The sequence below is a fragment of the Frigoribacterium sp. VKM Ac-2859 genome, from assembly GCF_013204925.1.
GTDB lineage: Bacteria > Actinomycetota > Actinomycetes > Actinomycetales > Microbacteriaceae > Frigoribacterium.
In genome coordinates, this window is sequence record NZ_JABMLC010000001.1 from 457,234 (window position 1) to 471,192 (window position 13,959).

The following is a 13,959-nucleotide window of genomic DNA, read 5'->3' on the forward strand; positions in this document are numbered from 1 at the left end:
GGGAAGGTGGTGGCTGTCGTCACGGCGACGGCTGCAGGTCGTAACCGACGTCGCGTCGGGTGATCCCCGCGGTGAAGGCGGCGAGGCTGTCGGACCGGGACGTGAGGCGCCAGTCGTTGGTCGACCGCACCCCGTCCACGACCGTGGTGGCGACGAGGTCGAAGTACGAGAAGCCGATGATGTCCGCGTTCGCCGGATCGGCCAGCGCGGCGAACAGCGAGTTGAACCACTGCGCCTTCTCGCTCGTGGCCGTCGGATCCGACGAGCCACCCGTCTCGCTGGCACCGATCTCGGCGAGCAGGATGTTCTTGCCCGGTGCGATCGCCCGGAGCTGCTTCAGGGTGGCCCCGAAGGTGCTGTCGAAGGTCGGCTTGGACTTGTCGTCGTACGGCGGGCGGTAGTAGCCCGACATGCCCACGATGTCGACGTACTCGGGGCCCGGGTAGAGGGTCGCCAGGAAGGCCTCCGTGGTGTGGTTGCTCCCGCCCGTCTTGCCCGTGGCCAGACGGTCGACCCGCGTGGGCGCCCAGATCCAGGCGACCAGGTCGTTGGCCCCCTGCCGCTCGAAGAGGTCGTGGACGTGCTGCCAGGCCTTGACGTAGTCCCCGGGTCCGTTGCCGTTGACGGCGCCCTTGCTGTTGCCGTAGTCGGTGCTCCAGGGGTACCAGGTGCCGTTCATCTCGTGGTCGAACCGCAGGGCCAGCGGCATGCCGTTGGCCACGATGTCGTCGGCGTAGGTGGTCAGGTACGAGTCGAAGCTGCCGTCGATGATCTTCGTCAGGCTGTAGTCGGGCTGTTCGGGCTCGTTGTTGCCGGCCTTGATCGGCTGCGACTCCCACGTCAGGACGGGCAGCTTGCCCCGCGACCAGGACGAGCGGACGGCGTCGGCTCGGAACTCCTGGTCGAAGCCCTGGAAGTAGCCGACCATGTTGGCCTCGGAACCGACCGCCGCCTCCTGCGCGTCGTAGGTCGCCCAGTTGAACGGTGCCTGGTCCGTGAAGAGCCCGAAGTACCGCGAGTCGGGGTCGATGATCGAGGCGAGGGACGGCGTCTCGACCGTGACGGGGCCCGTGGCGCCGCCTCCGGTCGATCCGTTCGACCCCGTGCCGCCCGACCCGGAGCCGGTCGACGCGCCGGTCCCCCGACCACCGGCGGTGCCTGCGGCGCCCGACCCGGTGCCCGCGCCCCCCGACTCCGCGGCGGACTGTGCCTGGGCCAGCGCCGACTCGGCGGAGGCGAGCTTCGCCTGCGCCGCGGTCAGCTGCCCCTCCGACGTCCAGGCCTGCTGCTGCACGTCGGCCAGGGCGGCCTTGCTCTCGGCGAGCTGCTTCTTCGCGGAGACCAGCTGGTCGAGCAAGGCGGACCGGTCCGCCTTGAGCGACGAGACGTTGATCGACGGGTCGACGCCCGTGACCTCGGTGACGGCACTGCGGACGATGTTGTCGGACGGCGAGACCCAGATGAGCCACGAGATCATCGCGAGCAACACCACCACGGCGGTGGCGCCGAGCGCCGTGCGTCGGGCGTTGCCGTGCGAGGTGGCCCACCAGGCGCCGGAATGCATGTGGACGGGAGTGACGAAGTCCTGTGTCGAGTCAGACAATGAAGAAGACCTCCAGGGCGATGATGGCGGCGCCGATCAGGTACGGGAACCCGGCTTTGGGGTTGAGGCGACGACGAGGAGGCGCGGTGGCGGTGGCCACGGCGGCCACCGGTGCCGGCGTGGTCGCGCCGTCGGCCTCGGCGGCCAGGGCCGCCTTGCGGCTCCGGACGAGGACCGCACCCTGTTCGTCCGTCTCGTCGGCAGTCGAGCCGAAGTCGAAGAGCGTGTCGACCCCGGGGTCGACGCCGTCGCGGAACTGCCGTTCGAGGGCGTCGATGGGGGCCTCCTCGGCCACCTCGTCGAGCGCACCCTGCATCTCGTCGTTCGCCGCGCCTCCTGCGTAGGCCCCGGCCCGGGTGCCCCAACCGCTGGCGTGACCCATGCGGAAGAAGCCGATGACCCGGATGGGCATGAGGAAGAACGTCGACACGATGATGAACACCGGGAGGCGGAAGAAGTCCGAGGGCTTCTCGGCCAGGTGGCGCATCTGACGGATCGACATGCTGAGCACCGACGAGACCACCATGAGGACGACGATGCTGATGAGGCCGGTCTGCACGCCGTACTCCTCGAGGATGCCGCGGTACAGGTTCACGCCCTGGCCGGTGATCCCCCGGTAGATCCAGCCGCCGATGACGCCCATGAGCATGAAGGGCAGCACGATGTCCATGGCGAAGAAGAACGCGAGGAGCGGGGCGTGCCCGACCATCCACGGCATCATGCGGAGGGTGTTGTACTGGCTGCCGCGAGCCCAGCGCAGCTGCTGCTTGTAGAGCTTCTTGACCTGGAGCGGGGCGTCCGTGTAGACGAGGCTGGTGTGCTGGTAGACGGTGCGGTAGCCCTCCTTGAGCGTGAGGTTCGTCAGGGTGCGGTCGTCACTGACCTCGAGGAAAACGCCCATGAACTTCTCCGTCATGAACTTGTCCATGACCCGGACGAGGATCTCGCGGCGGAAGGCGATGGTGCGGCCCGGCAGGCAGCCGATCTGCCCCAGCACGCTCTGCGCCGGCATCGAGTAGAGGGCACGGGAATTCTCGAGCCAGTCGGCCCACCGCGTGATCCAGCTGCGCTCGGGCTCGAGGATGCGCTGGCGGGTGGTGACTCCCCCGACGTTCTCCTGGGCGAACGGACGGAGCAGCTCGGAGAGGGTGCCCGGCGTCCAGACCGTGTCGGAGTCGACCAGGACGGTGATGTCGCCCCGGCTGAGCTCGGTGCCGATCATGACGGCGTTGCGCTTGCCCGGGATCGGCGTGTGCACCCACCGGACGAGCGGCCCGAACTCCTCGCAGACGGCGGCGAGCTCGGGGTTGGGCTTGCCGTTGATGACGACGATGATCTCGCCGGGACCCTGTTCGACCATGCGGCCGATGACGTCCCGGAAGAGGTCGAGCGGTTCGTCCACGACGGGGACGACGACGCTGGTCGTGCCGCGGAACTCGCCCGTGAAGGGGCGATAGCGACGGGAGAGCAGGACCTTGATGATCCAGAGCACCCAGATGAGGGCGCTGTAGGCGGCGAAGAGGTAGATCTCGGGGTATCCGCCCGCCATGGATCGGATCTGCAGGATGAAGGTCAACACGATGGCCACCTGAGGTGTGAGAAGGGATCGGCTTCCGCAACGCTGGGGAATTGGTCTATCGGGTTGAGGGAATTCTCAGTCACTCACGGGCGGCTCACAACCACCCCCCGACCGCGGGTGGCACGACGAGCCGGTCGGGGTACGTCGGGTCGGGCAAGGTGCTGTCGACAGAAGTGCTGACACGTCGGTGAGGGCTCGACGTCCGAACAGAACCGTTCGATCGGTTCGCAGGTGGGACGGGGAGTCGCGATCCGATGCCGGATGAAAGTCCTGGTCACGAGCCCGGAATCAGCGCCCAGCACGGACTTTGCCCAATGGGCAGCGATGGGCCTCGACGCCGCCGTCGACGACCACCCCCCACCCGTGGGTCATCTGCCCGAAATGCGATGGACACGTACACAGGGGTACAACACCGCCAAACGGGGTACAGCGAAATGGCCCGACGTCGACCCGAGCGGATCGACCGCCTCCGGCGCAGCCCGGGCGTGTCGCACGTCCCGGACGGGTCAGCCGAGCGGCTCGGGTGCCTCGTCGATGCCGTAGAACTCACGCTCGAAGACGGCGCGTGACCGACGGGTGGCCGCGAGGTAGTCCTCTTCGAGGGTCGTGGCGGAGCCCGGCGGGTACTCCATCAGGCGCGCCACGCCTTCGAGCTGCCGACGGTCCCGTGGCAGGACGTCCTGCGTCCGGGACGTCCAGAGGGTGACCGCCGAGCGCGCCCGGGAGGCCATGATCCAGGCGTCGTGCAGCCGCCGGGCGTCCTCGTCGGCCACCAGGCCGGCGTCCACCGCCGCGGCGAGGGCGTCGAGCGTCGACGGGGTCCGGAGGCCGGGCACGTCCACCCCGTGCTGCAGCTGGAGCAGTTGGACGAACCACTCGACGTCGCTCAGCGAGCCCCGACCGAGCTTGAGGTGACGCGAGGGCTCGGCGCCCTTGGGCAGACGCTCGGACTCGACCCTGGCCTTGATGCGCTTGACCTCGCGGACCTGCTGCTCGGTCAGCTCGGAGGGGTACCGCACCGCGTCGGCGACGGCCATGAAGTCGTCGAGGAGCGTCTCGTCACCGGCCACCGGCCGGGCGCGCAACAACGACTGGGCCTCCCAGGTGAGCGACCAGCGAGCGTAGTAGGCCCGGTACGAGGACAGCGATCGGACCACCGGCCCGTTCTTCCCCTCGGGGCGCAGGCCCGTGTCGAGGTCGAACGGCACGAGGGCGTCGGACGTGAGTCGGCTCATCTCGGCGGCCACCGTGAGGGCACGCCGATGGGCCGTCTCGTCGCCCTCGGGAGCGCGGTAGACGTAGAGCACGTCGGCGTCGGAGCCGAACCCGAGTTCTTCTCCCCCGTAGCGGCCCATGGCGATCACGGCGAACTCGAGGTCGCCGGCGTCCCGGCGGGCGAGGGCCAACGCCCCGGTCACCGAGGCCGTCGTCACCGCGGTCAGGCCCCGGGCCAGGGTGTCGATGTCGAGGATGCCCAGGATGCCGCCCACGGCGAGCCGCAGGATCTCGCGGCGCCGCGCCTGCCGCAGGACCGTCGCCGCCGCGTCGGGCGAACGGTGCCGCGCCAGGGTGGCGGCCGTCTCGTCGAGGAGGCTCGAGAGGGAGCGGGCCTTGAGCTCCGCGTCGTTCTCGAGCCACGCCGCGGCCTCGGGGATGCGCTCCAGCAGGTCGGCGGCGAAGGTCGACGACGACAGGACGGTCGTCAGTCGGTGAGCGGCTCCCGACGAGTCCCTCAGCATGCGGAGGAACCAGTACGACTCACCGAGGCCGTCGCTCAGGCGCCGGAAAGCGAGCAGACCGAGGTCGGGGTCGGTGCCGTCGGCGAACCACTGCAGCATGGCCGGCAGCAGGTGGCGCTGAATGCTCGCCCGGCGGGAGACGCCGGCCGTCAGGGCGGCGATGTGACCGAGCGCGCCCTTCGGGTCGGCGAATCCGATGGCCGCGAGCCGCGCCGACGCCTGGTCGGAGCTGAGCGCCAGGTCTTCTTCGGGTCGCGCCGCGACGGCCGACAGGAGCGGGCGGTAGAACAGCCGCACGTGCAACGTACGGACCCGACGCTTCACCCCTTGCCACAGGTCGACGAGTTGGGCGGCGCCCGGCGCGAGACCGGTGCCGCGGGCGAGGACCCGGAGGGCGTTCTCGTCCGTCGGCATGAGGTGCGTGCGCCGGAGTCGCGTCAGCTGGATGCGGTGCTCGAGCAGGCGGAGCACGCGGTAGTCGCGGTCGAACTCCGCGGCCTCGGCTCGTCCGACGTAGCCCCGCGCGGCCAGGGCGCCCAACGCGTCGAGCGTCGAGCGCTGGTGCACGCGGTCGTCGGCCTGCCCGTGGACGAGCTGCAGCAGCTGGATGGTGAACTCGATGTCGCGCAGTCCGCCGGGACCGAGTTTGAGCTGCTGGTCGACCTCGCCCGCCGGGATCAGGGCCGTGACCCGTTCGCGCATGGCCTGGACCGACTCGACGAAGTTCTCGCGTGAGGCGGCCGACCAGACGAACGGCGCGACGGCCGCGACGTAGCGCTCGCCGAGGTCGACGTCGCCCGCGAGGGGCCGCGCCTTCAACAGGGCCTGGAACTCCCACCCCTTGGCCCAGCGCTCGTAGTACGCGACGTGCGACTCGAGCGTGCGGACGAGGGCGCCGTCCTTGCCCTCCGGCCGCAGGTTCGCGTCGACCTCCCAGAGGTCGGGTTCGACGGCGAGGTCCGAGATCGCCCGAGCCGCGTGCATCGCGAGACGGCTGCCGATCTCGACGGCCCGACCGTTCTCGAGCCCGTCGACCCCCTCGGCGACGTAGACCACGTCGACGTCGCTGAGGTAGTTCAGCTCGCGGGCCCCGGCCTTGCCCATGCCGATGACGGCGAGCCGGGTGCGCTCGACGTCGGCGGCGGGGAACGGGACCTCGCGTCGGGCCACGTCGACGGCGGCGTCGAGGGCGGCGCCCGCGAGGTCGGCGAGGGCGGCGGCCACGCGGGGAAGGACCTCGACGGGGTCGTCGGCCTCGAGGTCGAAGGACGCCAGCTGGAGCAGGTGACGCCGGTACCGGACCCGGAGCGCGACGCGCGCCTCGTCGCCGGTCAGCCCGGTCGCCGCCCGACGGACGTCGTCACGATACGTCGCGGCCGGCGGTGGTTCGTCCAGCGGTTCGAGCAGGACGCTCGCCTCGGCCGGGCGACGCGCGACGAACTCGGCGAGGCCCTCGGAGGCACCGAGGACCCTCAGGAGGCGCGGGCCGGCCTCGCCGTCGAGCAACTCGACCACGCCGGCACGATCCCGCTCGACCGATCGCTCGAGGTGCGCCAGGGCCGCGTCCGGGTCGGCCACCGTGGCGAACCACGGGACGAGGTCGCGCACCTGGGGCACCTCGGCGACGAGGCGGTCGAGCCGGTCACGCCCGGCACCGAGGTCGGAGAACCCGAGCCGCGCCAGCTCGGAGAGACCGGTCGCGGAACGGGGCATGAGGGCGGGGTGGCCGGTCGACTAGAGGATCTCGAGGTTCGAGCGCAGCTCGAACGGCGTGACCTGTGCCCGGTATTCTTTCCACTCTTGTCGCTTGTTGAGGAGCACGTAGTTGAAGACCTGCTCGCCCAGCGTCTCGGCGACGAGCTCGCTGTTCTCCATGATCGACAGGGCGTGGTCGAGGCTGGCGGGCAGCTGACGGTAACCCAGGGCACGACGCTCGGCGTCGCTCAGGCCCCAGACGTTGTCCTCGGCCTCGGCGGGCAGCTCGTAGCCCTCTTCGATGCCCTTGAGCCCCGCCGCCAGCATCAGCGAGAAGGCCAGGTACGGGTTCGCCGCGGAGTCGATGGCACGGTACTCGACCCGGCTCGAGTTGCCCTTGTTCGGCTTGTAGAGCGGGACGCGCACGAGCGCCGAGCGGTTGTTGTGGCCCCAGGTCACGAAGCTCGGCGCCTCGTCGCCGCCCCAGAGGCGCTTGTAGCTGTTGACGAACTGGTTCGTCACGGCCGTGATCTCGGGGGCGTGCTTGAGCAGGCCCGCGATGAACTGACGACCGATGGTCGACAGCTGGTACTCGGCGCCGGCCTCGTAGAAGGCGTTGGAGTCGCCCTCGAAGAGCGACATGTGCGTGTGCATGCCCGAACCGGGGTGCTGGCTGAACGGCTTCGGCATGAACGAGGCGAAGACGCCTTGCTCGATGGCGACCTCTTTGATGACCGTCCGGAAGGTCATGATGTTGTCGGCCGTCGTCAGCGCGTCGGCGTAGCGCAGGTCGATCTCGTTCTGACCGGGCCCCGCCTCGTGGTGGCTGAACTCGACCGAGATGCCGAGGTCTTCGAGCATGCGGACGGAGCGGCGACGGAAGTCGTGGGCGGTCCCGCCGGGGACGTTGTCGAAGTAGCCGGCCGAGTCGACCGGCTGGGGGCCGTCGGCGCCGAGCTGGGCGCTCTTGAGGAGGTAGAACTCGACCTCGGGGTGCGTGTAGAAGGTGAAGCCGCGCTCGCCGGCCCGGGCCAGGGTGCGCTTCAGGACGTTGCGCGGATCCGCCACGGCGGGCTGGCCGTCGGGCGTCGTGATGTCGCAGAACATGCGGGCGGTCGGATCGATCTCGCCCCGCCAGGGCAGGATCTGGAAGGTCGTCGGGTCGGGCTGCGCGAGGACGTCGGCCTCGTACGAGCGCGTCAGGCCCTCGATGGCCGAACCGTCGAAGCCGATGCCCTCGGCGAACGCCCCCTCGACCTCGGCCGGGGCGATGGCGACGGACTTGAGGGTGCCGATCACGTCGGTGAACCAGAGGCGGATGAACTTGATGCCGCGCTCTTCGATCGTGCGGAGGACGAAGTCCCTCTGTTTGTCCATGCCACGGCCTTTCTGCTCCGCCACTACGGTAGTGGACATGCCCCGACTCCGCTTGGCGCTCGCGCAGACCAACCCCGTCGTCGGCGACCTCGCCGGCAACTCCGCCCAGATCGTCGAGGCGGCCCGTCGGGCCCACGCCGCCGGCGCCGACCTCCTCGCCGCGGGCGAGATGAGCGTCACGGGGTACCCGATCGAGGACCTGGCCAGCCGGCCGAGCTTCCTCCAGGCCAGTCGGCACGCCGTCGAGGTGCTGGCCGAGACCCTCGAGGCCGAGGGCCTGGGCGACCTCCCCGTGGTGGTCGGCCACGCCGACGGGCCCTTCGAGCCGCGCCTCCTGGGCACGAGCAACGCCCCGACCGCGATCGCGAAGAACTGCGCCAGCGTCCTGCAGGGCGGTCGCGTCGTGACGACCACCGCCAAGTACCACCTGCCCAACTACTCGGTCTTCGACGAGTACCGCGTGTTCATCCCCGGCGACGAGTTGCTCGTCGTCCGCGTGGCGGGCGTCGACGTCGCCCTCGTGATCTGCGAGGACCTCTGGCGCGACGGCGGCCCCGTCGAGCGCGTCCTGCACGCCGACGCGGGCCTGCTCGTCGTGATCAACGCGAGCCCGTTCGTCCGCGACAAGGACGAGGTGCGCCTCCCCCTCGTCACCCGCCGGGCCGTCGAGAACGACACCCTGGTGGCCTACGTCAACATCGTCGGCGGTCAGGACGACCTCGTCTTCGACGGCGACAGCGTGGTCGTCGACGGCAGCGGCACGATCCTGGCCCGGGCCCCGCAGTTCGACGAGCACCTGCTCGTCGTCGACCTCGACCCCGAGCCGGCCACGGACACCGAGCTGCCCGAGGGCATCCGCCGCGTCGAGCTCGACCCGGCGTCCGACGCGACCGTCGGTTCCGGTGGCTCCGGGCCGGACGCCGGGCGCGCCTCCTCGTCCCCGGTCGAGCGCGACGTCGCCGACCTGCCCGACGACCGCCAGCAGCTCTGGAACGCCCTGGTGCTGGGCACTCGCGACTACGTGCGGAAGAACGGGTTCCGCAGCGTGATCCTCGGGCTCTCGGGCGGCATCGACTCGGCCGTGTGCGCGGCGATCGCCGCCGACGCCATCGGGGCCGACGCCGTGTACGGCGTCTCGATGCCCAGCCAGTGGTCGAGCGAGCACAGCCGCAGCGACGCCGACGACGTCGCCGAGCGGATCGGCGTGCGGTACTCGACCGAACCGATCGCCGGCCTCGTCGCACCGTTCGAGGACCAGTTGCACCTCACCGGCCTCGCCGCCGAGAACGTCCAGGCCCGCGCCCGGGCGCTCGTGCTGATGGGGTTGTCGAACCTGCACGGCCACCTCGTGCTGACCACGGGCAACAAGACCGAGCTCGCCGTCGGCTACTCGACGATCTACGGCGATTCGGTCGGCGGGTTCGCCCCGATCAAGGACGTCCCCAAGACGATGGTCTGGGAGCTCGCCCGGTGGCGCAACGCCCACGCCGAGTCGATCGGCGAGACCGCGCCCATCCCCGAGAACTCGATCACGAAGCCGCCGTCGGCCGAGCTGCGGCCGGACCAGAAGGACGAGGACTCGTTGCCGCCCTACGAGGTGCTCGACGGCATCCTCGAGGGGTACATCACGAACGCGCTCGGGGCGGCCGACGTCGTGGCGCTCGGCTACGACGCGGACACGGTGGCCGAGATCACGAAGCTGGTCGACCGCTCCGAGTGGAAGCGCCGCCAGGGGGCGATCGGCCCGAAGATCTCGGGCATGGCCTTCGGCCGGGACCGCCGGCTGCCGATCACCTACCGGCCGACGACGGTCTGACGCCCGATCGGCCGGTCGGCGACCGGTCGTCCCGACGGCGACGCGCCGACGGGACGACCGGACCGGTCAGTCGTTCGCGGCCTCTTCGGCGTCGAGGGCGGCGTTGCGGGCCTTGATCGTCTCGATCGCCCGGGCCGCCTCGTCGCGGGTGGCGTAGGGCCCGGCGCGGTCGACGGCCGGAGAGACCTTGCCCTCCTCGACCTCGTGCGTCTTCGTGTTGAACCAGAACTCGGCCATGGTGTCGTCCTCTCGGTGCGGCTGTCGAGAACGCGAGCCCGTCGCGCTCCCCCTAAGCTTGATCGTATGCCCCGGGACTCCCACGGATTCTTGACCCCGGGCCGGATCTCAGCGCAGCGTCCGGTCCCCCCGTCGATCGCCCGACCCGAGTACGTCGGCAAGGCCGCTCCGGCCGAGTACACCGACGGCGACGTGTACGACGCCGAGACCGTCGAGCTGATCCGCGAGAGCGGCCGCATCGCCTCGCAGGCCATCGACGCCGTCGAGGCCGCCCTCCGCCCCGGCGTGACGACCGAAGAACTCGACCGCATCGCCCACGAGTTCGTCGTCGCCCACGACGCCTACCCGTCGACCCTGGGGTACCGCGGGTACCCCAAGTCGGTCTGCACCTCGGTGAACGAGGTCATCTGCCACGGCATCCCCGACGACACCGTCCTGGTCGACGGCGACCTGATCAACGTCGACATCACGGCGTTCAAGAACGGCGTCCACGGCGACCTGAACCGCACCTTCGTCGTCGGCGAGGCCGCCCCCGAGACCGTCGACCTGGTCGACCGCACCCGTGAGGCGCTGAGGCGCGGCATCAAGGCCGTCGCCCCGGGCCGCCAGGTGAACGTGATCGGTCGGGCGATCGAGTCGTACGCCAAGCGCTTCGGCCTGGGCGTCGTGCGCGACTACACCGGCCACGGCGTCGGACGCGCCTTCCACTCCGGCCTGATCATCCCCCACTACGACGCCCCGCAGTACGACGACGTCATCGAGGTCGGGATGGTGTTCACCATCGAGCCCATGTTGACCCTCGGCGGCATCGAGGCCGACGTCTGGGACGACGACTGGACCGTCACCACCCGCGACAAGAGCCTCACGGCCCAGTTCGAGCACACCCTGGTCGTCACCGAACGCGGTGCCGACATCCTCACGCTCTCCTGAGAAAGGACCACCCATGGCACGCACCGCAGTGGGAATCGACATCGGCGGCACAGGCATCAAGGGGGCGATCGTCGACCTCGACAGCGGCGAGCTCCTCTCGGACCGCGTCAAGAAGAGCACTCCCGAGGGCGGTGAACCCGACGCCATCGTCGCGGTCGTCCGGCAGATCGTGGACGAACTCGGCCTCGACGACGCCTCGGTGCCGGTCGGCGTCTGTTTCCCGGCCGCCATCATGGACGGCAAGACCCTCTCGGCCGCCAACGTGTCGAAGAAGTGGATCGGCTTCGAGGCCGAGAAGCTCTTCGAGACCACGCTCGGCCGCGACATCCACTTCGTCAACGACGCCGACGCCGCGGGCTACGCCGAGACCCGTTTCGGGGCCGCGAAGGACGTGAAGGGCCTCGTCGTCATGACGACGCTCGGCACGGGCATCGGCACCGCCCTGATCAACGACGGCGTGCTCATCGTCAACGCCGAGCTCGGGCACCTCGAGATCGGTGGCAAGGACTACGAGACCAAGGCCTCGTTCGCGGCGAAGGAGCGCGACGACCTCAGCTGGAAGCACTGGGCGAAGCGCCTGCAGAAGTACTACTCGCACCTCGAGGCCCTGCTCTACCCGCGCCTGATCATCGTCGGCGGCGGCGTCTCGAAGCACCACGACGAGTTCTTGCCGCTGCTCGACCTGCGGGCCGAGATCGTCCCGGCGAAACTCCGCAACAACGCCGGCATCATGGGTGCCGCCGCCCTGGCCGCCGACTCGAACCCGGCGTTCTGAGGCGAGGCGCGACCGACGCGAGACGACCCCGGCCGAGGAGGCGCGCCTCCTGGGCCGGGGTCGTCTCGCGTGAGGCGAATGGGCCGACTGCTACGCCGGGTTCTGTCCCGGTGCCGAGGCACCATGGACGGCCATCTCTCTCGGAACTACGTTGCCGCAGCTCTCTAGCGGTCTACCCGGGGACTCGGCGAGCAGCCTCGTCGTCCCCTCTTTGACCTTGCTCCGGGCGAGGTTTACATAGCCGGCCGGTCACCCGAGCCGCTGGTGGTCTCTTACACCGCCGTTTCACCCTTACCCCGTGTCGCACCCGGAGGTGCGACGCGTGGCGGTCTGCTCTCTGTTGCACTTTCTCGCGGGTTGCCCCGGGTGGGTGTTACCCACCGCCCTGCTCTGTGGAGCCCGGACGTTCCTCGGCGACGGGCTCTCGCCCGCCGACGCGACCGTCTTGTCGACCCATTCGCGACCCCGAGCCTAGCGGTGCGACGCCCCTCCGTGTGCCACGGCTCGTGCGGGTGCCCCGCCCCTGGTCAGAGGCCCGATTCGTAGGTGCGGACGAGGACCGCGTTGCTGTCGGGGCAGAGCACGACGTCGTCCTCGGCGGCGGCACGCACGGCCGCGAGGTCGCTGCCCGTGAGGGCCACGCCGCTCGCGCTCGACACGCCACCACGCAACAACGAGGCGCCCACGCCGTAGCGGTCCCGCTGACGCTCGTAGAGGGCCAGCAGGTCGGCGGGCACCGTGGCGGCGATCGTCTCGCGGTTGGCGACGACCTCGGCCCGGTCGGCCTCGAGCTCGGCGAGCTTCGCGTCGCGCCCGGTCTCGGCGTCGACGCGGCGGGTGTCGAGCTGGTCGAGCTCGCCCCGCGTCACCGCCGCGACGGCACCCAGGCTCTCGACGCGTTCCATCACCTCGAGCTGGAGGTCCTCCAGGTCGGAGCGACGCTTGGCGAGGGCGGCGAGCTCACCCTCGAGGGCGGCCACGTCCTTCGAGGACGACGACGACGCGATGCGCTGTTCGTCACGGACGACGCGCGCCTCGACGACGGCGACGTCGGACTCGATGCGCTTGAGCTCGCTCTGCGCGTCCTCCCAGGCGCCCTGCTCGGTCGCGAGGCGGCTGCGGAGGCGAGAGCCGTCGCCCTCGAGCGACGCGAGGACGGCGATCTCGGGGAGGTTCGCCCCCTTGTGCGCGATCTGGCGGAGTGCGGTGTCGAGTTGCTGCAGGTCGAGCAGCAGGGCCTGGTGCTCGTAGCTGGCTTTCATCAGGGGCATGGGGACTCTTCTCGGGGTCGGGGGGAGGCAGGGACGGGGCGACGAGGAGGCGCGTGCCGCGAGGTCTCGCGGGTCGCGACCCGGCGACGTCGCGACGGGCGGCTCGGCGTGCTCACTGCACGACGGCGAAGTCCCACGGGTCGGTGCGCAGGTCGCTGAGGGTGACCTCGACGTCGTGCAGCTCGCGGCGGAGCTGCGCGGCCGCCGTGTCGAGCCAGAGCCACTCGGCCGCCCAGTGCGACACGTCGACCAGGGCGGGGCCGCGGCCGAGCCTCATGAGTTCGCGCGCGTCGGAGGCGGGGTGGTGGCGCAGGTCGCTGGTGACGTACACGTCGGCGGCCAGCACCACCGGGTCGGCCAGCAGCGAGTCGCCGGCACCGGCGCAGAGGGCGACGGTCTCGACGACGCGGTCGGCGTCACCTGCCACACGGATGCCGGACGCGGTCGGGGGCAGCACGTCGCCGAGCTGGCGGGCGAGGGCCACGAGCGTCATGGCGTGCGGCAGGCGCCCGACGATGCCGAGTCCCGTGTCGTCGGTGGCGCCCGGGGTGATCGGGCGCTGGTCGACGAGGCCGAGCTGGTGCGCGAGCACGCGGGACGTGCCGGTCTCGACGACGTCGGCGTTGGTGTGGGCGGCGACGAGGCCGCACCCGGCACGGACGAGCCGTGCGACGACCGCACCCTTGGTGGTGTCCTCCGACACCGTCGAGACGCCGTGGAACAGCAGCGGATGGTGGACCAGCAACAGGTCGGCCCCCATGCCGACGGCTTCGTCGACGGTGTCGAGCACGGCGTCGACGGCCAGGTGCACGTGGGTCACGGGTCGGTCGGGGTCACCGACGACGAGACCGGGAGAATCCCACGACGACGCGCCCGCGAGAGGCCAGAGACGTTCGATGACGGAGTTGACCGAGGCGAGGGTGGACACCTCGACAGC

Annotated in this window: 10 protein-coding genes and 1 other RNA gene; 3 read left to right on the forward strand and 8 right to left on the reverse strand. The window is 70.5% G+C overall.

The window, feature by feature from the left end; genetic code table 11:
* Positions 1–19: 19 nt before the first annotated feature.
* The 4 genes from HQQ78_RS02155 to HQQ78_RS02170 form a co-directional block, all read right to left on the reverse strand.
* Complete coding sequence (locus HQQ78_RS02155) at positions 20–1,603, reverse strand: glycoside hydrolase family 26 protein (RefSeq protein WP_173150907.1); 1,584 nt, start codon at positions 1,601–1,603, stop codon at positions 20–22.
* Positions 1,596–3,182, reverse strand: coding sequence for a glycosyltransferase family 2 protein (locus HQQ78_RS02160; protein WP_123570783.1), 1,587 nt, complete (start codon positions 3,180–3,182; stop codon positions 1,596–1,598). The genes HQQ78_RS02155 and HQQ78_RS02160 overlap by 8 nt, the downstream gene beginning before the upstream one ends.
* Positions 3,183–3,688: 506 nt before the next feature.
* A complete protein-coding gene (locus tag HQQ78_RS02165) occupies positions 3,689–6,634 on the reverse strand; it encodes a bifunctional [glutamine synthetase] adenylyltransferase/[glutamine synthetase]-adenylyl-L-tyrosine phosphorylase (protein WP_173150908.1) in 2,946 nt (981 codons plus the stop codon).
* 21 nt (positions 6,635–6,655) lie between these two features.
* Entirely contained in the window at positions 6,656–7,993 is a 1,338-nt protein-coding gene (locus tag HQQ78_RS02170) for a glutamine synthetase family protein (protein ID WP_043592660.1), read from the reverse strand.
* A gap of 37 nt (positions 7,994–8,030) precedes the next feature.
* On the opposite strand from HQQ78_RS02170, the gene HQQ78_RS02175 reads away from it, so the two are divergent.
* A complete protein-coding gene (locus HQQ78_RS02175) occupies positions 8,031–9,809 on the forward strand; it encodes an NAD+ synthase (protein ID WP_123570142.1) in 1,779 nt (592 codons plus the stop codon).
* A 66-nt stretch (positions 9,810–9,875) separates the two neighbouring features.
* Here HQQ78_RS02175 and HQQ78_RS02180 read toward each other — a convergent pair whose 3' ends face one another.
* Positions 9,876–10,046, reverse strand: a complete 171-nt coding sequence (locus HQQ78_RS02180) for an SPOR domain-containing protein (protein ID WP_123570143.1) — start codon at positions 10,044–10,046, stop codon at positions 9,876–9,878.
* A gap of 66 nt (positions 10,047–10,112) precedes the next feature.
* Here HQQ78_RS02180 and map point away from each other — a divergent pair, with 66 nt between their 5' ends.
* Complete coding sequence (map, locus tag HQQ78_RS02185) at positions 10,113–10,976, forward strand: type I methionyl aminopeptidase (protein ID WP_056045510.1); 864 nt, start codon at positions 10,113–10,115, stop codon at positions 10,974–10,976.
* A 13-nt stretch (positions 10,977–10,989) separates the two neighbouring features.
* On the forward strand, positions 10,990–11,751 hold the full coding sequence (ppgK, locus tag HQQ78_RS02190) for a polyphosphate--glucose phosphotransferase (RefSeq protein WP_173150909.1): 762 nt from the start codon (positions 10,990–10,992) through the stop codon (positions 11,749–11,751).
* A 75-nt stretch (positions 11,752–11,826) separates the two neighbouring features.
* On the opposite strand, the gene rnpB is transcribed toward ppgK, so the two are convergent.
* From rnpB to HQQ78_RS02205, 3 genes are all read right to left on the reverse strand, one after another.
* An RNA gene (rnpB, locus tag HQQ78_RS02195) (RNase P RNA component class A) lies at positions 11,827–12,207 on the reverse strand.
* 71 nt (positions 12,208–12,278) lie between these two features.
* Complete coding sequence (locus tag HQQ78_RS02200) at positions 12,279–13,022, reverse strand: zinc ribbon domain-containing protein (protein WP_233568328.1); 744 nt, start codon at positions 13,020–13,022, stop codon at positions 12,279–12,281.
* Positions 13,023–13,134: 112 nt separating this feature from the next.
* Entirely contained in the window at positions 13,135–13,950 is an 816-nt protein-coding gene (locus HQQ78_RS02205; protein WP_173150910.1) for a Nif3-like dinuclear metal center hexameric protein, read from the reverse strand.
* Positions 13,951–13,959: the final 9 nt, after the last annotated feature.

What these genes read in the sequence shown, in the direction of transcription:
- HQQ78_RS02165 (WP_173150908.1), bottom strand. Translation starts at nt 6,634, where the DNA reads ATGCCCCGTTCCGCGACCGGTCTCTCCGAGCTGGCGCGGCTCGGGTTC.
- HQQ78_RS02170 (WP_043592660.1), bottom strand. Translation starts at nt 7,993, where the DNA reads ATGGACAAACAGAGGGACTTCGTCCTCCGCACGATCGAAGAGCGCGGC.
- HQQ78_RS02175 (WP_123570142.1), top strand. Translation starts at nt 8,031, where the DNA reads ATGCCCCGACTCCGCTTGGCGCTCGCGCAGACCAACCCCGTCGTCGGC.
- HQQ78_RS02180 (WP_123570143.1), bottom strand. Translation starts at nt 10,046, where the DNA reads ATGGCCGAGTTCTGGTTCAACACGAAGACGCACGAGGTCGAGGAGGGC.
- map (WP_056045510.1), top strand. Translation starts at nt 10,113, where the DNA reads ATGCCCCGGGACTCCCACGGATTCTTGACCCCGGGCCGGATCTCAGCG.
- ppgK (WP_173150909.1), top strand. Translation starts at nt 10,990, where the DNA reads ATGGCACGCACCGCAGTGGGAATCGACATCGGCGGCACAGGCATCAAG.
- HQQ78_RS02200 (WP_233568328.1), bottom strand. Translation starts at nt 13,022, where the DNA reads ATGCCCCTGATGAAAGCCAGCTACGAGCACCAGGCCCTGCTGCTCGAC.